At 70.9% G+C, this 24070-nt stretch carries 19 protein-coding genes; 10 read left to right on the top strand and 9 right to left on the bottom strand.

The annotated features are described in order from the left end of the window. Nucleotides 1–757, top strand: a 757-nt coding sequence (locus tag BH719_RS05305) for a thiamine ABC transporter substrate-binding protein (protein WP_173647180.1), incomplete at its 5' end; no start/stop codon positions are given. A 42-nt stretch (nucleotides 758–799) separates the two neighbouring features. On the opposite strand, the gene BH719_RS05300 is transcribed toward BH719_RS05305, so the two are convergent. Both BH719_RS05300 and BH719_RS05295 read right to left on the bottom strand, forming a co-directional pair. Continuing rightward, nucleotides 800–2119: a DUF4921 family protein gene (locus BH719_RS05300; protein ID WP_009743742.1), complete on the bottom strand. Its 1320-nt coding sequence runs from the start codon at nucleotides 2117–2119 to the stop codon at nucleotides 800–802. Nucleotide 2120: 1 nt separating this feature from the next. After that, nucleotides 2121–2999, bottom strand: a complete 879-nt coding sequence (locus BH719_RS05295; RefSeq protein ID WP_009743741.1) for an aldo/keto reductase — start codon at nucleotides 2997–2999, stop codon at nucleotides 2121–2123. Between the two features lie 410 nt (nucleotides 3000–3409). Here BH719_RS05295 and BH719_RS05290 point away from each other — a divergent pair, with 410 nt between their 5' ends. Genes BH719_RS05290 through BH719_RS05280 form a run of 3 tightly spaced genes read left to right on the top strand, consistent with a single transcriptional unit; the run spans nucleotide 3410 to nucleotide 7445 of the window. Further along, complete coding sequence (locus tag BH719_RS05290; protein ID WP_005867289.1) at nucleotides 3410–4006, top strand: PadR family transcriptional regulator; 597 nt, start codon at nucleotides 3410–3412, stop codon at nucleotides 4004–4006. A 23-nt stretch (nucleotides 4007–4029) separates the two neighbouring features. After that, a complete protein-coding gene (locus tag BH719_RS05285) occupies nucleotides 4030–4737 on the top strand; it encodes an ABC transporter ATP-binding protein (RefSeq protein WP_021612836.1) in 708 nt (235 codons plus the stop codon). Further along, nucleotides 4737–7445 (top strand): ABC transporter permease, encoded by a 2709-nt coding sequence (locus tag BH719_RS05280; RefSeq protein ID WP_009743738.1) that lies wholly within the window; start codon nucleotides 4737–4739, stop codon nucleotides 7443–7445. The genes BH719_RS05285 and BH719_RS05280 overlap by 1 nt, the downstream gene beginning before the upstream one ends. Nucleotides 7446–7688: 243 nt before the next feature. Here the strand turns inward: BH719_RS05280 and BH719_RS05275 are convergent, their stop codons facing one another. Both BH719_RS05275 and BH719_RS05270 read right to left on the bottom strand, forming a co-directional pair. Then, nucleotides 7689–8453, bottom strand: a complete 765-nt coding sequence (locus BH719_RS05275; protein ID WP_009743737.1) for a hypothetical protein — start codon at nucleotides 8451–8453, stop codon at nucleotides 7689–7691. Beyond that, nucleotides 8450–8893: a DUF2510 domain-containing protein gene (locus tag BH719_RS05270; protein WP_009743736.1), complete on the bottom strand. Its 444-nt coding sequence runs from the start codon at nucleotides 8891–8893 to the stop codon at nucleotides 8450–8452. The genes BH719_RS05275 and BH719_RS05270 overlap by 4 nt, the downstream gene beginning before the upstream one ends. A gap of 110 nt (nucleotides 8894–9003) precedes the next feature. Between BH719_RS05270 and BH719_RS05265 the strand changes: the two genes are divergently transcribed. The 3 genes from BH719_RS05265 to BH719_RS05255 are packed head-to-tail and all read left to right on the top strand — an operon-like array spanning nucleotide 9004 to nucleotide 11599. Next, on the top strand, nucleotides 9004–10578 hold the full coding sequence (locus tag BH719_RS05265) for an aspartate:alanine exchanger family transporter (RefSeq protein WP_009743735.1): 1575 nt from the start codon (nucleotides 9004–9006) through the stop codon (nucleotides 10576–10578). Between the two features lie 8 nt (nucleotides 10579–10586). Beyond that, nucleotides 10587–11117 (top strand): NUDIX hydrolase, encoded by a 531-nt coding sequence (locus BH719_RS05260; protein ID WP_009743734.1) that lies wholly within the window; start codon nucleotides 10587–10589, stop codon nucleotides 11115–11117. A 50-nt stretch (nucleotides 11118–11167) separates the two neighbouring features. Next, on the top strand, nucleotides 11168–11599 hold the full coding sequence (locus BH719_RS05255) for an Ohr family peroxiredoxin (RefSeq protein ID WP_009743733.1): 432 nt from the start codon (nucleotides 11168–11170) through the stop codon (nucleotides 11597–11599). 186 nt (nucleotides 11600–11785) lie between these two features. Here the strand turns inward: BH719_RS05255 and BH719_RS05250 are convergent, their stop codons facing one another. Next, nucleotides 11786–13081 (bottom strand): M18 family aminopeptidase, encoded by a 1296-nt coding sequence (locus BH719_RS05250; RefSeq protein ID WP_009743732.1) that lies wholly within the window; start codon nucleotides 13079–13081, stop codon nucleotides 11786–11788. 100 nt (nucleotides 13082–13181) lie between these two features. On the opposite strand from BH719_RS05250, the gene BH719_RS05245 reads away from it, so the two are divergent. Beyond that, nucleotides 13182–14027, top strand: a complete 846-nt coding sequence (locus BH719_RS05245) for an aldo/keto reductase (RefSeq protein WP_009743731.1) — start codon at nucleotides 13182–13184, stop codon at nucleotides 14025–14027. Between the two features lies 1 nt (nucleotide 14028). Here the strand turns inward: BH719_RS05245 and BH719_RS05240 are convergent, their stop codons facing one another. The 4 genes from BH719_RS05240 to BH719_RS05225 all read right to left on the bottom strand — a co-directional run bounded on the left by BH719_RS05240 (nucleotide 14029) and on the right by BH719_RS05225 (nucleotide 19153). Beyond that, nucleotides 14029–14484: a GNAT family N-acetyltransferase gene (locus tag BH719_RS05240; RefSeq protein ID WP_034218747.1), complete on the bottom strand. Its 456-nt coding sequence runs from the start codon at nucleotides 14482–14484 to the stop codon at nucleotides 14029–14031. Nucleotides 14485–14644: 160 nt separating this feature from the next. Further along, complete coding sequence (locus BH719_RS05235) at nucleotides 14645–15028, bottom strand: VOC family protein (RefSeq protein ID WP_009743729.1); 384 nt, start codon at nucleotides 15026–15028, stop codon at nucleotides 14645–14647. Nucleotides 15029–15400: 372 nt separating this feature from the next. Next, a complete protein-coding gene (locus tag BH719_RS05230; protein WP_009743728.1) occupies nucleotides 15401–16576 on the bottom strand; it encodes a class I SAM-dependent methyltransferase in 1176 nt (391 codons plus the stop codon). A gap of 249 nt (nucleotides 16577–16825) precedes the next feature. Then, nucleotides 16826–19153: an alpha-L-fucosidase gene (locus BH719_RS05225; protein WP_009743727.1), complete on the bottom strand. Its 2328-nt coding sequence runs from the start codon at nucleotides 19151–19153 to the stop codon at nucleotides 16826–16828. A 356-nt stretch (nucleotides 19154–19509) separates the two neighbouring features. Between BH719_RS05225 and BH719_RS05220 the strand changes: the two genes are divergently transcribed. Both BH719_RS05220 and dnaK read left to right on the top strand, forming a co-directional pair. Continuing rightward, entirely contained in the window at nucleotides 19510–21843 is a 2334-nt protein-coding gene (locus BH719_RS05220; protein ID WP_009743726.1) for a DUF5979 domain-containing protein, read from the top strand. Nucleotides 21844–22152: 309 nt separating this feature from the next. Continuing rightward, nucleotides 22153–23991 carry a molecular chaperone DnaK gene (dnaK, locus tag BH719_RS05215; protein ID WP_009743725.1) on the top strand — a complete coding sequence of 613 codons (1839 nt, stop codon included), beginning with the start codon at nucleotides 22153–22155 and terminating at the stop codon, nucleotides 23989–23991. Nucleotides 23992–24070: the final 79 nt, after the last annotated feature.

Genomic DNA, 24070 nt, shown 5'->3' with positions numbered 1-24070 from the left:
CGTGGCGGTCCCGCAGGTGCGGACCGCGGCCGGGACCGAGGTGGCGGGCGCCGAGGGCGCTGTGGCCTACGGGCGCGACGACGTGTGCGTCGTGGCGGACCGGGCGTGGATGAGCGCGAACATGCTGGCTGTGCCGTCGTCGATCCAGGAGCTCGCCAGCGCCTCCTACGCGGGGCTCCTGGCCGTCCCCGACCCCGCTTCGACCAGCGTTGGCCGCGCCTTCGTGCAGGCCGCCTCCTCGCAGGTCGGCCAGGGGCTCGGGGCGTTCGCCACGTCCCTGTCGCCGCGGGTGGGGGCCAGCACGGGGGAAACCCTTGCGCAGTGGAGCGCCGCCGACCGCGTCACCGCCTCCTACTGGTCGTCCCTGGCCGGGGCCCCCGCCTCGACCCCCTCGGCGGGCCTGTACCCGTTGGTCGTCGCGCCCGCTTCCCTGGCGTCGGCCGCCCTGACGAACACCGGCGCGGAGAGCTACGGGGCCCCGGTCGCCCCGACGTGCATCGCCCGGACCCTCTACGCGGCGGGGGTGCCCTCGGGGGGAGCCCTCTCCGACGGCGCCGCCTCCCTGATCGCGTGGCTGCAGGGCGGGGCCGCCCAGCGCGCGCTCGCCGAGGCGGGGGCCGCCGCGCCGCTCGACTCGGGGGCCGGCGAGGGAACCCGCGCCTCGTGGGCGTCGCAGGGCTCGGGCCGCGAGGCGGACGAGACCACTGCGGACCCGCAGTCGGTGGCCGCCGCCGTGTCGGCGTGGGGAGCCCGCTGAGGCCGCCCCGGAGCCGCTGCGCGCCCGTTTCGCGGCCGCGGCCTAGTCGTCGAGCATCCCCGGACTGACCTTGCACTCCTCGCCGATGGCCATGGGGGCGATGGCGCCCGCCTCGCGCAGTTCGAGCAGGCGCGGCACAGTCTTCTCGACGACGCGCCAGGGGTCGATGGTGTTGAGGTAGATGCGCGTGCCGCCCTCAAACCCGGCCAGGGTCGAGATCCGCCACTTGAGCAGGATGCGCCAGCGCATGGGGGTCGCCACGGCGGGGGGCCGGTGGTACCACTCCTCGTTGCAGGGCACGGAGGCGCCGGTGGCGGCGTGGGCGGCGTGGAGGAGGTCGGAGATGGCGCGCATCTGCTCCTGCCCGACCTCCCAGGGGTTGCGGGGGGTGTGCAGGGGCCACACGGCGATCCCCGGGAAGCGGTGCCCGAACCCGGCGAAGGCGACGGCGTGCTCATTCTGGGCGATCACGAGTTTGCGGGTGGCGCCGACCTTGAAGATGATGTCGTAGATGTCGGGCTGGGAGCGCAGGCGGTCCAGCTCGGCCTCGGTCTGGACGGCCAGGTCGTCGATGGCGACCAGCTGCTTGTGGAGGTGGTCGAAGGAGGCGCCGGCCGGTTTGAGCCAGTTCTGGAAGGCGGCGACGTAGCGCACCGCCGGGTCCAGGTGGTACAGGTCCTCCATGGTGCGGGCTGTGTACGCGGTGTACTGGTAGTGCTCCTCGGGGGTGAGGGAGCCCGATCCGGCGACCTGGGAGGTGTCGGTCGCGCCGTCGACGAAGTGGCGCCGTGCCACGATGAGGTCGTGCCCGCCGGAGAAGAACCCGTTCGCCGCCTGGAGCTTCTTGGTCTCGCTGATGGCGTCGAACTCCTCCGGCGTGGTGCCCGAGGCCAGCATCCGGGCGCGGACGACGGACATGATGTGGTCGTAGCCGGCGCTGGAGGCCAGGTACTCCGCCATGCGCCTGCGCGCCGCCTCGGAGGGCATGTGCCCGTGGTTGAGGTGCCAGTAGTTGTAGGAGACGATCTCGAAGAGGTTCGGGATGCGCCGGAACTCGGCCGTCGTCTCGGACAGGGCGTCCGCGCTCAGGCCCGTCAGCTCGCGCCACGAGCCGTCCGCGTCGCGCACCAGGCGGGACTTCTCGGGCGGTGTGTCCAGGTAGCGCCCGGAGCAGAAGGCGCAGTGGTGCCCGTCCGCCCCGTGGTCGATGGGGGTGCGGACCGCCGGCGGCAGGGACAGGGGCCTGTGCCCCCGCCCGGGGACTGTCCACACCTCCGTCCCGGTCAGCAGGTTCTGCTGTTTGACCGTGCCGTCCGCCAAGCGGACGATCGCCCGGTCTGCCCTGGAAAGATGACGGGCCATGTCACATCCTGTCCATTGTGGCGGGGTGGGAGCCGGTGCGGCCCTTCTCGCCCTCGTTGAGGGCGTTGATCGCGTCCATGTCCGCGGGCGCCAGTTCGAATCCGAAGACGTCGAAGTTGGCGGCCATGCGGTCGGGGCGCACCGATTTGGGGAAGACGACGTGGCCGCGCTGGATGGCCCACCGGAGGGCGACTTGGGCGGCCTCCGCGCCGTAGCGCGCGCCGATCGAGGCCAGCAGGGGGTCGCGGGCGGCGCGCCCGCGCGCCAGGGGGGACCACGCCTCGAAGACGATCCGGTGGCGCTGGGCGAAGCGGAGGATCGTGGAGTTGGGCATGTAGGGGTGGGACTCGACTTGGATGGCGTGGGGCTTGACGGCAGCGCGGTCCATGACGGCGCGCATGTGCGCGGTCTCGTAGTTGGACAGGCCGATGGCCAGGCACTCGCCCGCGCGGTAGGCGTCCTCCAGGGCCGGCCAGGGAAGGGCGACGTCGCCGTCGTAGAGGGTGGGCAGGGGCCAGTGGACCAGGAAGAGGTCGAGGCTGGCCAGGCGGAGGTCCTCGAGGGAGCGGGCGATGGAGGCGGCCGCGGCCTCGGGCCGGTGGTTCCCGTTGTCGAGCTTGGATGTGACGAATAGCTCTTCGCGGGGAATGCCGGACGCTTCGATGGCCCGGCCCACCTCCGCCTCGTTCCCGTACATCTGCGCGGTGTCGATGTGCCGGTAACCCGTGTCGAGGGCTGCGCGGACGGCGTCGTAGGCGTCCTCGGGCGCGATCTTGTAGGTGCCGAAGCCCAGTTGGGGGATTGCCCTTCCGGTGGGAAGGGTGAGGCTGGGGGTGGGGGGCTGTGGCGGGGCCGGGGTCGGCGCCGTGGGTGAGTTCATCGGTGATCCTCCTGATAGGGATCCTACCCGCACAGGGGGCCCGGCGGGTGGTGCTGCGTGCGGATGGGGGCGCTGGGTCTGTTGTTGCCCATGTGGTGGGCGTTGCGCGCTGGGGCCCGGGTCTGCCGACCGGTCGGGATCGGGGTGGTAGCAGAAGGGTGCTCGAAAAAGTGGTCTGCGCCATAGAAATGTCTGACCGATATGTCCGACTTTGCGGCGCGGGTCTCAGTAGGTGGCACAGAATCAGCGATTTTCAGCGATTTCTGGCGAAAACTAGCGTTTAATCATCCGGTCGGAGTATTGTTGAGTATTGTCAAGTAACCCGCTCGGATATGAGCCCCAGGTCTTGAGCTAGCGTAAGGTAGTTACAGATCAACCAAGCGGGACCGGATAAGACGAACGGAGAGCAGATGTCAGTCCGTAATGCCCTTCTGGCCCTCGTTGCCCAGCAGCCCGCCGGGGTCTACCGCCTCAAGCAGATGTTTGAGGAGCAGACCTGCGGCGCGTGGCCGTTGAACATCGGCCAGGTGTACCAGACCATGCAGCGCCTCGAGCGCGACGGCCAGGTCGTCTCCCACGCGGAGACGAACGCCGGCCGCGACTCCGAGGTCTTCGAGCTCACCGAACTGGGCCGCGAGGTCCTCGACGCGTGGTGGGCCACGCCCGTCCCCCGCGAGAACCCGGAGCGCGACGAGCTCGTCATGAAACTCGCCGTCTCCGCCGCCGACCCGACGGTCGACGTCGAGGCCATGATCCAGACGCAGCGCCGCTCGACCCTGTCCGCACTGCGCGACGTCACCCGCCTCAAGGCGAGTGCCGACGAGGGCGAGCTCGCGTGGAAGCTCATCCTCGAGCGCCACATCTTCGATCTGGAGGCCGAGCTCAACTGGCTCGACCACATCGAGTCCGGCGCGGTCTCCGAGGCCGCGCGCCGTGCCGCCTTCGCCGCCGCCAAGGGCCGTGCCCGTACTTGGGCCAACGTTCCGGAGCCCGCGACGGCGCGATGAGCGGTGGGCCGAATCCAGTAAGGATGAGCGGCGTCGGACATGATTTCGGCGCGAACGACGTCCACGTGCGAGCGCTCGACGGGATCAACCTGGAGGTTGAACCCGGCGAGCTTCTCGCTGTCATGGGGCCGTCCGGCTCGGGCAAGTCCACCCTCTTGTCCATCGCCGGCGGCCTCGAACGTCCCAATCGCGGTTCCGTTTTCATCAACGGCATCGACCTGGCCACCCTGGACGGGGTCCGTCGCGCCCAGGTGCGCAGGCGCCAGATAGGGTACGTCTTCCAGGACTACAACCTCATCCCCTCACTGTCGGCCCTCGAGAATGTGGAAATGCCCCTCCAGCTCGACGGCGTGCCGAACGCCAAAGCCCGCGCCCTCGCGATGGAGGCCCTCGACGAGGTCGGAGTGGGCGACCTCGCGGACCGCTTCCCCGAGCGCCTCTCGGGCGGCCAGCGCCAGCGCATCGCGATCGCCCGCGGACTCGTGGGCAACCGGTCGGTCATCCTCGCCGACGAGCCCACCGGCGCCCTCGACTCGAACACGGGCGAACAGATCATGATGGTGTTGCGCGACCATATCGACGCCGGAGCGGCGGGTATCCTCGTTACACACGAGGCGCGCATAGCCGCGTGGGCGGACCGCACGGTGTTCCTCAGGGACGGGCACATCGTCGACCGCTCGCGCACGGACTCGATCCGCGACCTCCTCCGCGATCCGACGGCAAGGGACTGATGGCACGACTGAGGCAGCGCTTGAGCCGGTGGGGGGTGGCCCTCCGCATCGCCACGCGTGACGCCCGCCAGAACGGCGGGCGCACCAGCGCTGCCATCATCCTCATCGCCCTGCCCATCATCGTGGCGATCGGCGCCGTCGCCGTCTGGGACGTCACGACCTCCCAGCGCTACGTCGCCTCCGAATGGCTCGGCCGCGACACGGGCGTGCAGGCCGTCGCCACGCACTACTCCTCGGGCCCCATCCACCAGGACGCCACGAACTCGCGCGCCGTCGCCGCGGACTCCGCCGAGGCCTCCGTCGACGCCTCGACCCTGTCCTCGTGGGTGCCCGACCAGGACTCCCTGACCCCTGTGGACAGCCTCTACCAGCTCACCCTCACCTCCTCCGGGGCCTCGACCACCGTCGCCACCGCGACCCAGACCCCCCGCCTCGACGTGCCCGTCCTGGCCGAACTGGGGCGCAGCGGGCCCCTGGACGCGGGCAAGATCGTCATCAGCCAGGACCTGGCCACCCAACTCGGGGTCGGTGTGGGCGACTCCGTGGAACTCGGCGTCACCGTCGAGCAGTCCCGCCTCACGAAGAAACTCACGGGGACCGCGGTCGTCGACGCGCTGGTCCCGGGGGAGCGCCGCGCCGTCGCGGGCGCGGGGACCCTGGGCGTCGACCCCTACGCCGTGGCGGGCAAGACCTTCACCTCCTGGTACGTGACCGGTCCCGTCCCCATCGGCTGGGACAAGGTGGAGGAGCTCAACGCCTCCGGGTTCCGCGTCACCTCCCGCGCGGTCCTGGCCTCACCGCCGCCCGCCTCGCAGCTCAGCCCCGACATCGCCGCCTACGCCCAGCCCTCGCGTTCCGTCAGCCCCTGGCAGTACCTCCTCATCGTCGCCGGGATCCTGCTGGTCCTCACCGAGATGATCCTGCTGGTGTCCCCGCTGTTCACCGTCACGCAGCGCTCCGTCATGCGGACCGCCGCCATGATCGTGGCGAACGGCGGCGACAACACGGACGGGCGCCGCCTCACCATCGCCCACGGCCTCACCGTCGGCCTCTACGCCGCGATGTTCTCCGTCCTGGGCTCCGTGGGCGTGCTCCTGGGGATCGGCCACTGGTCGCGCCTGGGGATCGGGATCATCCCCTGGTGGACCCTCGTCCTGTCCCTGCTGCTGCCGCTCATGCTGTCCATCATGGCGTCCGTCTCGCCGGCCCACACCTCGGCGCACATCAACACCTCCGCAGTCATCGGCGGGCGCACTTGGGAGCCCTCCCGCCTGGTCCGGCGGCGCCTGGCCTACCCTGTGGTCCTGCTCGCCGCCCTCCCGATCCTGGGGATCGCCGCGTGGCTGGGGCAGATCGGGCTGCTCATCCTGGGCATCGCCCTGCTGGAAACGGGCCTGATCGGGTCCATCCCCTACCTGTTCATGCGGTGGCGCTCCCCGAACCGGCGCTCGTCCATGAGCATGCGCCTGGCGCTGCGCGACGCCGTGCGCAACGGGCACCGCACCTTCCCGGCGATGGCCTCCATCCTCACGACGGTGTTCGTCGCCTGCGCGCTGCTCATCACGCTCAACTCGTCGAACGAGGCGGGCTGGAACGCCACGGCGCACGTCGGCGCGCGCGGGCGGGTGTTCGTCAAGGACGCGGACATGACCGAGTCCGTGCTGCGCACCCGCCAGGTCCACACCACCGCCCGCGACGCCATCGCCTCGGTCAACCCCGTCGTCTCCGAGGTCACCCTAACTGGCATGGCGTGGAACTCCGCCCCCGGCGGCCCCACGCGCTCCGTCGGCGCGATCTCCCCCATCGACGGGCAACTGATCCCGCAGATCACCGGCGAGGGCCGTCCCATACACGAGGTCGACCCCGTCTACATCGTCGACGACGGCACCTACCTGCGCGAGTCCGGCATCGTCTCCGGAGACGAGATGGTACGGGCCGTCACCACCCTCACGGCCGGGGGCGTCCTGGTGCCCGAGCCCTCCCTGATCGACGGAACGGGCCAAGTGCGCCTGAGCTCCCTGGATCTCTCCGAGATCGCCAAGGCGAGGGCCGCCGGCCAGACCTCGAACCTGCCGTTCGCCTCCGTCATCCAGACGGTCGCTTTCAAAGCCACGCCGTTCACCGACTTCAACGTCGTCGTCCTCTCGCCGCAGGCCGCCTCGCAGCTCGGCCTGGCCGCCCGGCCCCTGGGGCAGCTCCTCACCGTCCAGAACCCCATCGGCCCCTTCAGCGCGAGCGCCTTCACGACCCAGATCGCCCGCGAGGCGCCGGGGGCCTCTGTCACCGTCCTCGTGCCCTCCGTGCGCTCCGTGCTGCTGCCCTACATCGCGGCTTTCATCGCGGTCGTCGCCGCGGGCGCGACGGTGGCGCTCGTCGTCGCGCTCTCCGCCTCGGACATGCGCCCCGACCTCGACACCCTCGACGCCATCGGGGCGGGCCCCTCGATGCGCCGCCACGTCACCACTTGGCAGGGCCTCGTGCTCGCCCTCAACTGCATCCCCGCCGCCGTCCTGTCAGGGCTCATCGTGGGTGTGCTCGCCGTGCTCGCCGTCGCCAGGTCGCAGGTCTTCCCGGAGTTGTCGACACTGACCCCTGTGATCCCCTGGTCGGCGCTGATCGGCATGCTCGTCGGCATGCCCGCCCTGTGCGGAGTCGTCGCCATCGTCCTCACTCCGCGCGGGCAGAAACGGCTGCGCCGCATCGACTAGGGCGTGCCCGGGTAGGGGCGCGAGTCGTTGGCGCTGTGAGGGGGTTGGCGGCACCGCGAAGGGGGTATAACGCGCGCTGGCGCCTTGACCGTCGTCAGTGCCGGTGACCGCGGTCGGCACCGAGGGCGTCCCATCCGAAGATGGGACGCCCTCTCACGCCCGCTTCTGCCGCCATGCCCCGACCGGTTCGCGGCTATCCGGCCGATGCGCCAGCGGGACGTCCGCCGGGGGCGGTCAGCGGCCTCACTGGTCCGTCGGCCACCACGAATCGATCTGGACTCCGCAGTACTGCCCGTACGAAGGATCGTAAGAGACTGTTGCCGTGACCGTAGAGGAAGAACCAACGGAAACCGTGGTCGGTGTCGCGACGACCTCGGAATGGGTGAAGGGGGCGAACGGGAGTTTGTTCTCCACGAAGCCCGCTTTCACCCACAGATCAACGGAACCGATGCCGTCGAACTTGTCGTTCTGCGTTACTGCGAGCGTTGCCGTGATGGTGACTGTGGAGCCGCCCGCGTCGAGGACGCACTCGAACTCGCTGCTGTCGAAAACAGTCTTGTCGGTGGTTGGGATCCCGGCGACCGCCTTCGCCGTCTTGTACTTGTCGCCGCAGAGCCTCTGCATGGCGCTCGCGATGTCCTGATGGGCATCGGGGTAGGCGCGGAACAGTGACGCGGCCGTACTGCGGTTGTCGCGGGTGATCTCGTCGCACACCTTCTGCGCCTTGATCTCGACCGCCTGGTGCTCCAACTGCGAGGCCTGCGCGTCCAGGTTGCGCGCCTCGTCGTTGCGGTTGCGGGCGCCGACCACGAGGACGATGGTGACGACCAGCAGCACAACGCTGAGGGCCGCGCCGACGATCGTCGCAATGGCGAGTCCCCTGCTCTTCTTCGGGGCGGGCGCGGCGGGGGGCTGGGCGCCGACCGGACGCGGGTCCGTCCCGTAGGGGGAGGCCTGCGGGTCCTGGGCGCCGGGCGTGTACGGGGATCCGGTGCTGTTCGTGCTCATTCGTTCTCTCCATTCCCGCTGAGGTCGAGGCTGTTCGCGTCGTCGACGGCCTGTTGGGCGTCGGTGACGCCCTGCTGGGACTCCTCGACGGTTCTGCCCGCCTTGTTGAAGGCGCCCAGGGAGATGGTCATGGCCACGCAGAGGACGACTGCGACGGCCCATGCCGCGATGCAGGCGATCAGCATGCCCTTGCTGGGTGCCGGATCCTTGCGTCCGGCGCCGTCGGCGGCGGTGGCCGCGCCGAAGGGCTCCTGCTGGGCCGAGGGGGCTGCGGCGCTGTCCACCGCCTGCGGGACCGCGCCAGTGGCGAGCGGCTCGGCGGAGGGGGCCGCGGTGGCGGGGGCGTCTTGGAACTGCTCGGTCCATTCGGTGCCGCTCCACCAGCGCAGTCGGCCAGAACCTGCGGGGTCCGAGTACCAGCCTGGAACGGGTGTGCTCACAGCTTCTCCTTCACTATGTCGTGGAATACCAGGAGGATCCTACCGGATGCGCAGAATCGCGCGCATCGTTGTGAGACGGCTCCGATGCGCGGGATTGGTAGTCTTGGGCCATGATCGCCCTCCTCCAGACGCACCCCCTCCTCGCTCTATTCCTCGTGGTGGGACTGGGGGCGGCGCTCGGCGCGATCCGCTTCGGGCCCCTGCGCTTCGGAGCGGCCGGCGCCCTCTTCGTCGGGCTCCTCCTCTCCGCCTCGGTCCCTGAGACGGCGGGGGAGGACATGCGCATCGTCCAGCAGATCGGCCTCGCCTTCTTCGTCTACACGGTCGGCATCTCGGCGGGCGCGACCTTCTTCCAGGATCTGCGCAAGCAAACGGGCCTCCTGGCGTCCTGCGCCGCCGTGTGCCTCGCGGGGGCGGTCCTGGCGCTCGCTGGCGGGCGGGTGCTCGGCCTCGGCGAGGGCCTCACCACGGGGCTCTTCACGGGTGCGCTGACCGCCGCCCCGGCCCTCGACGCCGCGACCAGGGTCACCGGCGATCCGCAGGCGGCGGTCGGGTACGCGTTCGGCTACCCGATCGGGGTCGTCGTGGGGATCCTCGTCGTCACGATGACCGTGACCCGGCGGTGGGCGGGGGAGCGGGACACGCCCTCGTTGGCGGGCGGGAACCTGGAGACCGTGACGGTCCTGGTGGCCGACACGATCAACATGCGCCAGATCGCCGCCTGGCGCGAGCAGCGCATCCGCATGTCCTACCTGCGGCGGGGGGAGCGCACCCGCGTCGTCGCCCCCGGTGAGGACCTGCTGGCGGGGGACCACGTCCTCATGGTCGGCGACGCGGCCAGCGTCGAGGAGGCCGCGCGCGACGTGGGCGAGATCCTGGGGCACCGCCTCGAGGACGACCGCAGCGACGTCGCCTTCGAGCGGATCCTCGTGTCCAACCCCGACGTGGCCGGAAGGCCGGTGTCCCAGCTCAACGTCGCCAAGCGCTTCGGCGCGGCCATCACGCGGGTGCGCAGGGGCGACCTCGACCTGCTGGCCCGCGACGACCTCGACCTGCAGCTCGGGGACCACCTGGCCGTCGTCGTGCCCATTGAGGAGCTCGACGCCATCTCCGACTGGCTGGGCGACTCCGAGCGCCGGGTCGCCGAAGTCGACGCCATGGCGTTCGGGATCGGCATGGTCCTGGGGATGCTGCTCGGCGTCGTGTCCTTCCCCATGCCCGGGGGTTCCTCCTTCCAGCTGGGCTCCGCCGCCGGGCCCCTGATCGTCGGCATGGTCCTGGGCGCCCTGCGGCGGACGGGGCCCCTGGTGTGGACGCTCCCCGCGGCCGCGAACCTCACGATCCGCCAGATCGGGCTCATGCTCTTCCTGGCCGCCCTGGGGCTCAACGCGGGCCCGCAGATGGCGGCGCTGCTCCAAGGGGGCGAAGGGGGCAGGGCGGCGCTCCTCGCGCTCGTCATCGTCGCGGTGTGCTGCGCCGCCCAGGCCCTGGCCGGGCGCTTCCTGGGACTGTCCTCCGCGCGCGCCGCTGGGGGAGTGGCCGGGTTCCTCGGCCAGCCCGCCGTGCTCCAGGCGGCTGACGCGCGCGTCGTGGACGAGCGCGTCGAAGCGGCTTACGCGACCCTCTTCGCCTTCTCCATCATCGTGAAAATCCTGCTCGTCCCCCTCATCACGACCTTCATGTGAGGCTCCCAATGGCAACACCCGACTTCGTCCTCGAACTGCGCCGCCACGTCGGCCACGCCCCGCTGTGGATGCCGGGCACGACGGCGGTCGTCCTGCGCCGCGCGGAGGGCTCCCCGGCACCGGGGTGGTCCTCGGCCCGGGTGGATCCCCGCGAGGTGGAGGTGCTGTGCGTGCGCCGCGCGGACAACGGCGCGTGGACGCCCGTCACCGGCATCGTCGACCCCGGCGAGGAGCCGGCCGTGGCGGCCGCCCGCGAGGTCCTGGAGGAGACCACCGTGGTCGCCCGCCCCACCCGCCTGCTCTCCGTGGAGGTCGTCGGCCCGGTGACCTACGTCAACGGCGATGTCACGACCTACCTCGACGTCGCCTTCGCGTGCGAGTGGGCGGAGGGGCGCCCGGAGCCCGCCGACGGGGAGAACACGGAGGCGCGCTTCGTCCGCGCGGACCGCCTGCCGCCGATGAACACGCGTTTCACGCGGACGATCGCCCGGGCCCTGTCCGGCGAGCCCAGTGCGGTGTTCCTCACGGAACCCGTGTGAAACGCGGACGCCCCCTTGTGGGACTTGAGTCCTAGTGGTGAGATGGACGTATGAACACACCAACGAGAATCGCCTACTCCGTCACCGCGCAATCGACCGGCGGCCGCGCCGGGCGCGCCACCACCGCCGACCCCGAGCTCGCCCTCGACCTGCGCGCCCCCGTGGAGCTCGGCGGCCCGGGCGGCGGCTCCAACCCCGAGCAGCTCTTCGCCATGGGCTACGGCGCCTGCTTCCAGGGGGCGATGGGCCTGGTCGCCAAGGACTTCGGCCTCGACATCTCCGAGTCCGTGGTGCGCACGACCATCGGCATCGGCCCTGAGGGCAGCTCCTTCGCGCTGACCGCCGTCATCGAGGTCCTCGTCCCCGGCGCGGACACCGCGCGGGTCCAGGCCCTCGCCGACAAAGCGCACGAGCTGTGCCCCTACTCCAAGGCGACGCGCGGGAACGTCCCCGTCGAGGTCAAGGCCGTCTCCGCCCTCTGACGCCCCTGCGGCCCGCTCCGATCCGGCGGGCCCTCAGCCAGGCCCCCGCTGCCCGTGGGAACGGGAAGCGGGGGCCGCGTGTAGGACGAGGGGGCTGCTTGCGGGGCGGAGGCGTTCCGGGGCCGCGTGCAGGACGAGGGCACTGTCGGCGCTGCGGAACGAGTGCCGCCGCTCATGCCCTCCTGGCTAGGCGCCGCACCAGTAGGCCTCCAGCGCGCGCGACAGGGCGTGGAGGTCGCCGATGTGGCTCATCTCCCGTGCGGAGTGCATGGACAGCAGGGGCACGCCCACATCGACGGTGGGGATGCCCAGGCGCGCGGCCGTGATGGGGCCGATCGTGGTCCCGCAGGGCATCGCGTTGTTCGACACGAAGTCCTGGGAGGCCACGCCCGCGGCCGCGCACGCGCGCGCCCACAGCGCCACGCCCTCGGCGTCGGTCGCGTAGCGCTGCTTCGAGTTGATCTTGAGCACGGGCCCGCGCCCCATGACCGGGCGGGTCCGGGGGTCGTGGCGGTCGGCGTAGTTGGGGTGCACGGAGTGCGCCGCGTCGGCGCTCACGCACGAGGAGGACGCGAGCATCCGCTCGTGCCCGTCGGGGGTGCGCCCCAGCGCCTGGGCGGTGCGGCGCAGGACCGTCTCCAGGACAGGCCCGCCCGCGCCCGTGCGCGTCTGGGAGCCGACCTCCTCGTGGTCGAAGCACGCGAGGACGACGACGTCCCCCGCCTCGGGCGCCGCCCCGGCCAGGCGCTCCATGGCGACCAGGGCGGGGTGGACCGACGAGAGGTTGTCCTGGCGGGAAGCGGCAACGAACTGCCCGTCCTCGCCGAAGAAACTGGGCCCCTGGGAGGGGGTGAGGATCAGGTCGAAGGAGGCGACCTCGTCCGCGCCCGACAGGCCCGAGGCGCGGGCGATGTGGTCGAGCAGGCCCGCCGACGAGTCCACGGTCCACACGGGGTGGAGGTGGCGCTGGGGGTCCAGGGACAGGGAGTCGTTGACGGAGCGGTCCAGGTGGATCGCCAGCTGGGGGATGCGCGCGATGGGGCCGGTGCGCGCCAGCACGGCCCGCCCGGAGGTGGTGATGAGGCGCCCCGCGATGGTGAGCTCGCGGTCCAGCCACGAGTTCCACATCATTCCGCCGTAGATCTCGACGTCGACCATCCCCCACCCGTCGGGGGTGGTCGATTGGACGGAGGGCTTGACCGACAGGGCCGGGGAGTCCGTGTGGGCGCCGACGACGCGGAACCCGGCGGAGTCGCCGACGTGCGGCGGGACCATCCAGGCGGCGACGGCGCCCCCGCGCACCATGACGTGTCCGCCGGGGGAGGCGTCCCACGCCTCGCGCTCGTCCTGGAGGGTGAAACCCGCGTCGACGAGGCGCTGGGCGACCAGGTCGGCCGCGTGGTAGGGGCTGGGGGAGTCGAGGAGGAAGTGCTGGTAGTCGACCGCGTTCGCGTGGACGTCATCGAGTTCGAGTGTGGCCATGCCCCAATGGTAGGGCCGGCGGGGCGCGACGGCATGCGCGTGGCGCGGCCCGGGCCCACCGTCGCGGAAGCGGCCCGGCGCGGTGGCATATGCTTGGCGGATGAACGAGTTGACAGTGCCCTCTTACGTCCTCAATGACGGTTCCGATCTTCCCGCAGTGGGGTTCGGGACCTACGGCCTGCGCGGGAGCGGGGGAGTGGACGCCATGGTGAGCGCGGTGCGCACCGGCTACCGCTTGCTCGACAGCGCCTTCAACTACGAGAACGAGGGGATCCTCGGCGAGGCGGCGCGCCGCTGCGGCGTGCCCCGCGAGGAGCTGCGCCTCGTGTCGAAGCTGCCGGGCCGCTGCCAGCACTACGACCGGGCGGTCGCGACGGTGGAGGAGTCGCTGCTGCGGGCCGGTCTGGACTACTGGGACATGTACCTCATCCACTGGCCGAACCCGGGGCGGGGCCTGTACGTGGAGGCGTTCGGCGCCCTCGTCGACTTGCGCGGGAGGGGGCTGATCCGCTCGGTCGGCGTGTGCAACTTCCTGCCCGAGCACATCGACCGCCTGCGCGACGAGGTCGGCGCGCTGCCCAGCGTCAACCAGATCGAGCTGCACCCCTACTTCCCGCAGGCCGACGCCCTGGCCTACCACGCCTCGGTCGGCGTGCGCACGCAGAGCTGGAGCCCCTTGGCCCGCAAACTCAAGGCCGTCGAGGATCCGGCGATCACCGCCCTGGCGGACGAGGCGGGGGTCAGCCCCGCGCGGCTCATCCTGCGGTGGCACTACCAGCTGGGCACCATCCCCCTGCCCAAGTCGGCGACTCCGTCGCGCCAGGCCGCGAACCTCGATGTCTTCGGCTTCTCCCTCACCGAGGAGCAGATGGGGAGGATCTCGGCCCTCGGGCGCCCGGACGGGCGCCAGGCGGACCAGGACCCGGCCCGCTACGAGGAGTTCTGAGTCACTGCCCGTCCAGCGCCACCCTGTACACGTTGGTCTCGCGCTGGACGAATCCGGCGCGCCGGTAGAGGCGGTTGGCGGCCTCGCGGGAGGGGCGCGACGTGAGGTCGACGGTGCGCGCCCCGATGCCCTTGGCGTGCTCGAGGGCGGCCTCGACCAGCGCCAGGCCCGCGCCGTGGCCGCGCGCGCCGGAGTCCACGACGACGTCCTCGATCCAGGCGCGCACGCCCGTGGGGATCTCGAAGACCGCCAGTGAGAGCATGCCCAGGACCGGGCGCTCGCCCGAGGCGTCGGCCGAGTCGGGGCGGAACACGAAGAGGTGGACGCCCCCCTGGGAGAGCAGGCGCTCCACGTCGTCGGCGCCCAGGGGGGAGGCGCTGCGCGAGAGCTGGGGGAGCAGGCGCCCCATGGCCTCGACGAGTTCGGGTGTGGGGGTGGTGAGTAGCTCGACGGACATAGTTCTCCTAACGGTCGCGTCCATTTTATCGGGCGGGCCCATGGAGTCCACCCCTTGTTCGGGGCGGCCGCTCCTGGCGTCCCGGGCGGCCCTTCCTCGGCGGTCCGGGGCGCTGCGCCCGGCAAGAACGTCGTGGTGCTGGGGCAGGGCGGGGACGGCGTCAGACCGTGATCTCGACCTGGTTCCCCTCGACGGCCACGACGCAGCTCTCGTAGTAGCCGTCACCGGTCGTCCTGGGGCCGCTGACGACCGTGTATCCCGCGGCTTTCAGCGCTGCGGTCAGTTCGTCGACCGCCTTCCTGCTCCCGACGGAGAACGCGATGTGGGCGTAGCCCGTGCGATTGGGGTCTTTGCGGTCGTCGGCCATCCGCGGCCTCGTCATGACCTCGAGGCGCGGTCCGTCGTCGAAACTGATGAAGTACGAGCGGAAACCGGTGGTCGTGTTGTGGTAGCCGTCGTTGGAGCGGCCGCCGAGGTAGCGCACGAAGAAGTCGCGGGCGGCCTCGAGGTCGTTCACATACATCGCGACATGTTCGATCCTCATGGTGATGGGCCTTCCGGTCGGGGTTCTGGTTGACGTGCAATAGTCTAGGGTGCTTGTCCGTCCCGGTTGCCGAGCGCTTGTCGGCCTGCGGCTGTCGGGTGGATTGCCCGCACCTGCACCACTTAGACACTGCCCGCACCACTTAGGCCCCGACACGCCGGGAGAACCAGGACCCGCTCGGGCCCAAGTGGTGCAGTGGCGCGCTAAGTGGTGCAATGGAGCGCTAAGTGGCGCAGCAGCGGGCGGATTCCGCAGCGCGGTGCAGGGGGCCGCGCAAAGCGCCGACAACGAGCCGCACGCGCAGTCCCTCCCCACAACCGCGCGCACAGGGAACCGGAATCAGACCACACGGCCTGGTTGTGCCGATCTCCCTCACCGGCTGCCGCCAGTCCGCTCGAGCAGCACGGCGGCCTCCACGTGCGCCGTGTGGGGGAACATGTCGAAGACGCGGCCGTGGGTCGTGCGCAAAGAGGGCATGGCCGCCAGGTCTTTGGCGAGGGTGGTGGGGTTGCACGAGGAGTAGATGACGCGCGGGGCCGTGCAACCGTCCAGCCACGAGGCCAGTTCCAGGCCGATGCCCCGCCTCGGGGGGTTGACGACGACCACGTCGGGCGCCCCGGAGGCCGACTGGGCGCGCGCCCACGCAGTGGCGTCGTCGGCGACGAAGCGCGCCTGGTCGCGCGTGAGCCCGAGCGCCCTGGCGCGGCTGATCGCCGAGGCGATGGCGGCCTCGGACACTTCGACGCCCGTCACGGCTGGCACGCCCGCGTGGGAGGCGTGCAGGGCGAAGCCCCCGACGCCGCAGTACAGGTCCCACAGGGAGGAGGGGGCGGCGCCGCCGGGCAGGGGCAGTGAGGCCCACTGCGCGGCTTGGCGGTAGAGGCGCCCCGCGACCGCGGCGTTGGTCTGCGTGAACGAGCGCGGCCCCAGTTCCAGGCGGAGCCCGCCCGCGTCCAGGGGCAGGGTGCGTCTGCGCGTGAGGACGATCTCCTCGGGCCCTTCGACGCGCGCCTCGTGGGCGGGGTGGATGTTCGCAGTGACGACGTGGACGGAGGGGACCAACTGCCGCAGGTGGGGCAGGGCGCGCCGGATATCGGCCACGCGGTCGCGCGAGCGCAGGACGAAACGCACCATGAGGCGCTCGTCGGCGCCGACGGTGATGAGGATGTTCTTCAGCTCCCCGCGCCTGGTGGGCACGTCGTAGGGGGTCAGCGAGAGGGCGCGGATGAAGCGTTTGAGGCCGACGGAGGCGCGGTTGACCGCCGGGTGCTGGATGGGGCACCCCGGCAGGTCGACGCCCCTGCGGTCGGGTCCCAGGGCTCCCAGCGAGGGGCGCCGGGCGGTGCCGCCGACGACGAGTTTGGCCGAGGTGCGGAAACCCCTGGGCTCCGACGCGACGGGGGACAGCCACCGGATGCCCGGGGCGCCGGGGACGGACGCCAGGGCGGCGCGCACCGAGCGGGCCTTGTCGGCCAGCTGGTCCGGGTAGGGCGCCTCGATGAGCGCGCACGAGTGGCACGCCCCCGACTCCCAGTGTTCGCAGCGCACGGACCCATCCTAGGACGGGCCGTGGTCCGGGGCGGGGCGGGGCGGTCGACGCGCGACATGATGGCGCCCGTCGGGGCAGCCGGGGAGGTGGCCGCCGGGGCGCACGTGCCGGTCCGGGCGCTGGCCCCGTCGGCGCGGCCCAGGGCGCCGGTCCCGCGTGGAACAGCCGTGGAACAGCCGTGGAACAACGCGGTCCGGGGACCGCTGCCTCGTTGGAGGAAGCGGCCCCCGGGCGCTGGCGGGCCAGGGTCAGGAGCGCGCCCTGCGGCTGCGGCGCGTCAGGAGGGTTCCGGCCCCTGCGGCCAGGGCGGCGCCCAGGACGACCGGGAGCGCGCTGGAACCCGTGCGGGCGAGGCCGCTGGGCGAGGCCCCGTCAGCGGAGGGCACTGCGCCCGACTGGTCGGACGACTGCCCGGAGGGGTCGGGGACCGGCACCACCACGGCCAAGGGGGCGCTGGCCGACTCCCCGGTCCCGGAGTCGACGGCGACGACCTGGTGGTCGCCCCCGGCGGTGCCTGCGGGGACGGTGGCCTCGGCGGTGAACGCGCCGTCAGAGCCCGCGGTGGCGGTCCCGATGCCGACGGGGTCCGAGTGCAGGGTGAGGGCCACGGAGCCGCCCGGCGTGAAGTCCTTGCCCGTGATCGTCACCGTCCCGCCCGCGGTGACGGAGGCGGGGGAAACGGCGATCGAGGCGGGGGCCTTCACAGTGGCCGCGGTGACGGTGACCGAGGAGACCTTCGCGTCCTTCCCGAATCCCTTCATCGGGTAGTACGGGTCGTCGTAGGACAGGGTCGCCCGGTAGGTGCGGCCCGCCTCGAGTGTGAAGGAGCCGACCCCCTTGGCCAGGTCCGCGGTGGTCAGGCCGCGGACCTCCTGGTCGCCGACGGTGACCTTGTAGGCCGCGTAGTCGTCGGTGAGGCCAGTCGCCTCGAAGGCCAGGGAGACGCCCTCGGCGCGCTTGTCCCCGGAGGTCAGTGACGCGATGACCTGGGTCTCGCCCGTCTTGGGGGTGGGCGCCTTGAACTTCTCAAGCCGCGCGTCGGCGATGGTGGTCGTCCCCTGCTCCACGGCGGTCAGGCCCACGGGCACGTAGACGGGCGCCGTGGCGGTCTTCACCGCGATGACGGGCAGGTGGTCGTCGGGACGGGCGGGCAGGGTGACGACCAGGTCGTTGCCCTTGACCTCGTGGGGGAGCGCCTGGCCGGTGCCGTCCAGGGTGACGGACTCGATGGTGTTGGCGCCGGCGCCCCTGAGGGTGATGGCCGCGCCCTCCTCCCACTTCTCGACGCCCATGTAGATGTGGGAGTCGTCGACCATGGTCTTGCCCCAGTCCTCGATGGGGAAGTACGCGGGGCGCGAGTTCGTGAGGACGCCGGGGTGCGCGGCGTTCCACTCGCCGATGGCGCGCAGTACGGAGGCGTCCCACTGGTTGTAGGAGCCGTCGAACTTGGGGCCGACGTTGAACAGGAACTGGCCCCCCAGGGCGGCGGTGTTGAAGAGGTTGGTGAGGGTTTCGGTGGTCTTCTTGGCCACGCCGTCCGGGTCCTTGCGCAGTCGCGTCTCGTTATCGACGTCCACCATGTGGTCCCAGTCCTCTTCGGAGTAGTCCGGGTACCCGGTGTCCTTGAACTTCGGCGCGGCGTCGTCCCACTCGCAGTAGCCCCAGCACTTGGGGAAGATGGAGACGGCGGATTCCCAGGGGCCCTGGGTCTGCTCGGTCTGCAGCTCGTTGTCCCAGCCGACCTCGAAGTCCGCCCGGTCGTTGCCGACGCGCGAGTTGATCATGATGCCCGGCTGCAGCTCGTGGGCCCAGGCGCGCAGCTGGTCCGATTGGGCGGGGTTGGGCTTGCCCATGTCGTACCAGAGCTCGGCGATGTCCCCGTACTTGCCGCCCAGGAGCTCCTTGAGCTGGGCGTGGATGTAGTCCATGTAGCCCTCTTCGTCGAGGGTGTTGTCGTTCATCCACGGGTTCTCGGGCTGCTTCTCCCAGTCGATGTTGGAGAAGTAGAGGCCGAACTTGATGCCGACCTGCTTGCAGGCCTGCGACAGCTCCAGGAGGGGGTCGCGGTGGGAGGGGGACTGCTTGGTGAAGTTGTAGTCGGTCGTGGCCGTGTCCCACATGGCGAAGCCGTCGTGGTGCTTGGAGGTGATGAGCAGCATCCTCATGCCGGTGTCCTTGGCCTGCTGGCACCACGCGGTGGCGTCGAAGTCCGCGGCGTCGAAGGCCTGGGCGGTGGCCAGGTACTCGTCGCGCGGGATCCCCTGCAGGGGGATCCGCCGGTCCCAGGTCTGCTGGTGGCCCCAGGCCTTGATCTGCTCGGGGTAGCCGACTTCCTGCTTCTCGCCCTTGTACCACCCGGCGTAGTGGGAGTAGACGCCCCAGTGGATGAACATGGCGAACTTCATGTCCTGCCAGGAGGCGACCTTGTCGACTCCCGAGGCGGGGATGGCGGCGGGGATCGAGTACGCCGGATCTGCGGCGGGCACGGGGGTGGGATCGGCCATGGCGGTTCCTGCCATTCCTAGGGTGGCGAGGCCGGCCAGGGCTGCGCCGACCGCTCTTCGTGTGGGGAACATCAAGTCTCCGTTGAGTTGACGGGGTGCTCCGGTTTGGAAGCGGTCACAGTGTAGCGGAAGCGGAGTGACGGGCGCCATTCCCAGAGGCCGTGATAAAGGGCCCCCACTGTGACCAAGAGCATACGGCTGGATACCGGCTGCGTGGAAAGCGAAAAAACGGGAGCGGATCGTTGGAACTTCGACAAGCGGGTGCGGCCGCCCCCGGTCGCGCGCCCAACCCCTGTCCGCCGGTCAGTGTTCGTCGCCGGCCCAGTTGGCCCTCAATACGCTTTCCCACTTACTGTGTCCGGTAACTGTGATGGGCGCGGGCACTCGCGGCCGCACGTTCCGAATCGAACCGCACGGAGGAAGAACTGATGACTATGTTCCGCACGAGGTGGGCGAGGGCGGTGGTCGGCGCCTCGGCGCTGGCCCTCGCCGCGACCGGGATGGGGGCGCTCGGCGTCTACTCGGCCGCGCCCGCCGAGGCCGCCGCCAACCCGGACATCGAGGTCTCGATCAAGCCGCTGGTCCTCTCGGACAAGGACGGCGTGGAGATCCCGGGGGCGGGCGCCCAGGTCGAGGACCCGGTGAGGATGCGCGTCGAGTGGGACGCCACGAACGCCGACCCCCAGCCCGGCGACTCCTTCACGGTCGGCCTGCCCGCCACGGGCGCCGCGCAGCCCGACATCACCCACTACTACCGTTTCCGCGAGGTCGGGCGCTCCGACCCGCTGATGGTGGGCGATGTCCAGGTGGGCGACTGCGTGACCGCCGCCGATGTGATGACCTGCACCTTCAACGACGCGATCGCCGCCCAAACCGACGTGAAGGGGACGATGAGCCAGATGCTCATGGCCCAGAAGGAGACCCCGCTCACCAAGCTCCCCTTCAGCGCCAACGGCGTCGAGGCCCAGGTGCCCAACCCCAACGACGAGCCCATCGTCCAGCGCCTGTGGACGGAGAAGAACGTCGGCAAGTACGCCAACTCCCTTAAGCGCGACTCCACACAGATCAACTGGCACATCACCGGCTCGGGCCGCCGCCTCTCCGAGCGCTCGGGTATGCCCGCGGGCACCTACGCCAACAAGGCCGTCTTCAACGACGTCCTCGGCGCCGACGGGCAGGCGCTGCTGGCCGACGACTCCACCTGGTACGTCCGGGTGGACCCCAAGAGCGCCCCGAACCAGTACCCCACGGTCGCCCGGGTCGGCCAGCCCGGCATCAACACGGCCTACGGCAACTACGCCCTGGAGCGCACCATCTCCGAGGACGGCAAGTCCGCGACTGTGACGCTGACCCGCACCGACGGCGACTTCGACCCGGCGATCAACTACGAGATCGTCTACTCCTCGAAGATCGACGGGCCCGTCGTGCCCGAGAAGCAGTACACGAACAGCGCGACTCTGGTCGGCGACACGGAAGGGCCGATCACCTCGGCCATCAGCTACCACGATCCGATCACCTACACCGTTGAGATGAAACCCGGTTACGGCGCCTTCGGCGTGAAGAAGTTCGTCCTCGGCGCCCAGGTCGGCGCCGACGCGGGACAGATCCCCGCGGGCACCGCCGTCACCGTCAACGTCGCCTACGAGCTGCCGACTGGATGGGACCCGAACATCCACCCGGAGTGGACGGCGCCGGCGGGCGGGGCGAACCCCTACACGATGGAGGTCCCCGTCGAGCAGGGCGTGGCCGGTGCCGCCTTCCCCAAGGGCACCAAGGTGACGCTCACCGAGTCCCTCGACTCGGCCCAGCTGCCCGCCGCGCTGCGCTGGCAGGGGGATCCCGTCTTCAGCGCCGGCTCCCAGACCGCGGTCTCAGAGCTTGCCCTCAGCATCGTCGAGAACACGGCCTCGGCCGTTTCCCTGACGAACACGGTCGCCCCGGCCCCCGGCAGGATCTCGGTGACGAAGCAGGTCGTCGGCGGCATCCCGGCGGGCAAGACGTTCTCCTTCGACTACGTGTGCAACGACCCGGCCGGGACCTCGGGCTCGATCCTGGACGTCGCCGACGGCGAGACCAAGGAGTCCGGCGACATCCCCGCTGGTGCTGAGTGCCTGGTGACCGAGAGGGACGCCACGGTGGACGGCTTCATCCTGGAGCCGGCCGTGATCGACCCCGTTCCGATCGAGGCCGGCCAGGTCGCCGCGGTCCTCATGACCAACACCTACACCCCGGCCCCGGGCAACATCGCCGTGACCAAGAAGGTCGTCGGCGACATCCCGGCGGATAAGACGTTCTCCTTCGACTACGTGTGCGACGACCCGGCCGGGACCTCGGGCTCGATCCTGGACGTCGCCGCGGGCGACACCAAGGTGTCCCGTGACATCCCGGCCGGCGCGACCTGCACGGTGACCGAGAGGGACGCCTCCGTCGACGGCTTCGCCCTGCAGACTTCCGCGATCGGCCCCGTGGTGGTCGAGGCCGGTGGGGTCGCGGTGGTCGAGGTGACCAACACCTACACGCCCGCACCGGGCCCTGCCCCTTCCGAGTCGCCCAGCCCCAGCCCTGCCCCTTCCGAGTCGCCCAGCCCCAGCGGTGCCCCCTCTGACGGCCCTGGTGGCCCCGGTGCCCCCGGTGGCCCCGGCGCCGCGGAGGACTCCGCCCTGGCCAGGACGGGGGCCGATGGCCTCGTCGCCTCCCTGGCGGCACTCGGCCTGCTCGTGGCGGGCGGCGGGCTCATCGCGACGCGCCGGGCGCGCGGCTGAGCACTGACCGGTTGAGCGCACGTCCCGCGGGACGCACTGGACCCCCGGACCCTTCGAGGCCCGGGGGTCCGGCGCACCCGGGCGCGTGGCGCACGGCACTCCTCCATCGGGCAGGACCGGGAATAATCGGCGCCCGATGAAGTTGAGTACATCAGACTCAAGTTTGGGACGGTCGGGTTGCGCACCGAAAACCCCTCGCCTAAAGTTGAGCGCAAGAGACTCAAGGATGTTCGGACCCGCGGGCCCGGACCACAGACCACAAGGGGCGCGCGCCCAAGGTGCCGCGCCCGGACGAAAGGAAACACGAATATGGCACGCGCAGTCGGCATCGACCTCGGTACCACCAACTCCGCCATCGCCGTCCTCGAGGGCGGCGAGCCCACCATCATCCCGAACGCCGAAGGATCGCGCACCACCCCGTCGGTGGTCGCCTTCTCCAAGACCGGCGAGGTCCTGGTCGGCGAGATCGCCAAGCGCCAGGCGGTCACCAACGTCGACCGCACGATCTCCTCGGTCAAGCGCCACATGGGCACCGACTGGACCGTCGCGATCGACGGCAAGGAGTACACCGCGCAGGAGATTTCCGCCCGCATCCTCGCCAAGCTGAAGGCGGACGCCGAGGCGTACCTGGGCGAGCCCGTCACCGAGGCCGTCATCACCGTCCCCGCCTACTTCAACGACGCCCAGCGCCAGGCCACCAAGGACGCCGGCCAGATCGCCGGCCTGAAGGTCGAGCGCATCGTCAACGAGCCCACCGCGGCCGCCCTGGCCTACGGCCTCGAGAAGGGCAAGGAGGACGAGCTCATCCTGGTCTTCGACCTCGGCGGCGGCACCTTCGACGTGTCCCTGCTGGAGATCGGCAAGGACGACGACGGCTTCTCCACCATCCAGGTGCGCGCCACCTCCGGTGACAACCACCTGGGCGGCGACGACTGGGACCAGCGCATCGTCACCTGGCTGATCGACCAGGTCAAGGCGAAGACCGGCGCCGACCTGTCCAAGGACCCCGTCGCCCTCCAGCGCCTCAAGGAGGCGGCCGAGCAGGCGAAGAAGGAGCTGTCCAGCGCCACCAGCACGAACATCTCCCTGCAGTACCTGTCGATGACGGCCGACGGCCCCATCCACTTGGACGAGAGCCTCACCCGCGCGAAGTTCGAGGAGATGACCTCGGACCTGCTCGACCGCACGAAGCGCCCCTTCCACGACGTGATCCGCGAGGCGGGCATCTCCGTGGGCGACATCGACCACGTCGTCCTGGTCGGCGGCTCCACCCGCATGCCCGCGGTGAGCGCCGTCGTCAAGGAACTGGCCGGCGGGCGCGAGCCCAACAAGGGCGTCAACCCCGATGAGGTCGTCGCCGTGGGCGCGGCCCTGCAGGCCGGCGTCATCCTGGGCGACCGCAAGGACGTCCTGCTGATCGACGTGACCCCCCTGTCGCTCGGCATCGAGACCGAGGGCGGGTTCATGACGAAGCTCATCGACCGCAACACCGCGATCCCCACGAAGGCCTCCGAGGTCTTCTCGACCGCGCAGAACGGCCAGCCCGCCGTGCTCATCCAGGTCTACCAGGGCGAGCGCGAGTTCGCCCGCGACAACAAGCTGCTGGGCACCTTCGAGCTCTCCGGCATCGCCCCGGCCCCCCGCGGCGTCCCGAAAATCGAGGTCACCTTCGACATCGACGCGAACGGCATCGTCCACGTCTCCGCGAAGGACCGCGGCACCGGCAAGGAGCAGTCCGTGACCATCACCGGCGGCTCCGCCCTGCCCAAGGAGGAGATCGACCGCATGGTCCGCGAGGCCGAGGAGCACGCAGCCGAGGACAAGGCGCGCCGCGAGGTCGCCGAGACCCGCAACACCGCCGAGCAGGTCGTCTACCAGACGGAGAAGCTGCTCAAGGACGAGGCGGACAAGATCTCCGAGGAGACCCGCGCCGCCGTGCAGGCCGACGTGGACGCCGTCAAGGAGGCCCTCAAGGGCGACGACGTCGAGGCTGTGAAGTCCTCGATGGCCAAGCTCAACGAGACCAGCCTCAAGGTCGGCCAGGAGATCTACCAGGCGCAGCAGGCGGCCGGGGCCGCCGGCGGGGAGGCGAAGTCCGAGGACGACGTCGTCGATGCCGAGATCGTGGACGAGGGCGAGTCCAAGTGAGCGCCCCCGACGAACAGGGCGCGGACCCCATGCGGGACGAGGCCGGGGCCGGCTCCACCGGGTCGGCGCCGGCCCCCGG

Origin of the sequence: Pauljensenia hongkongensis, from assembly GCF_001746855.1 — a bacterium.
GTDB lineage: Bacteria > Actinomycetota > Actinomycetes > Actinomycetales > Actinomycetaceae > Pauljensenia > Pauljensenia hongkongensis.
The sequence above is the reverse complement of the archived record's forward strand: the minus strand, read 5'-3'. Positions and strand labels throughout refer to the sequence as shown.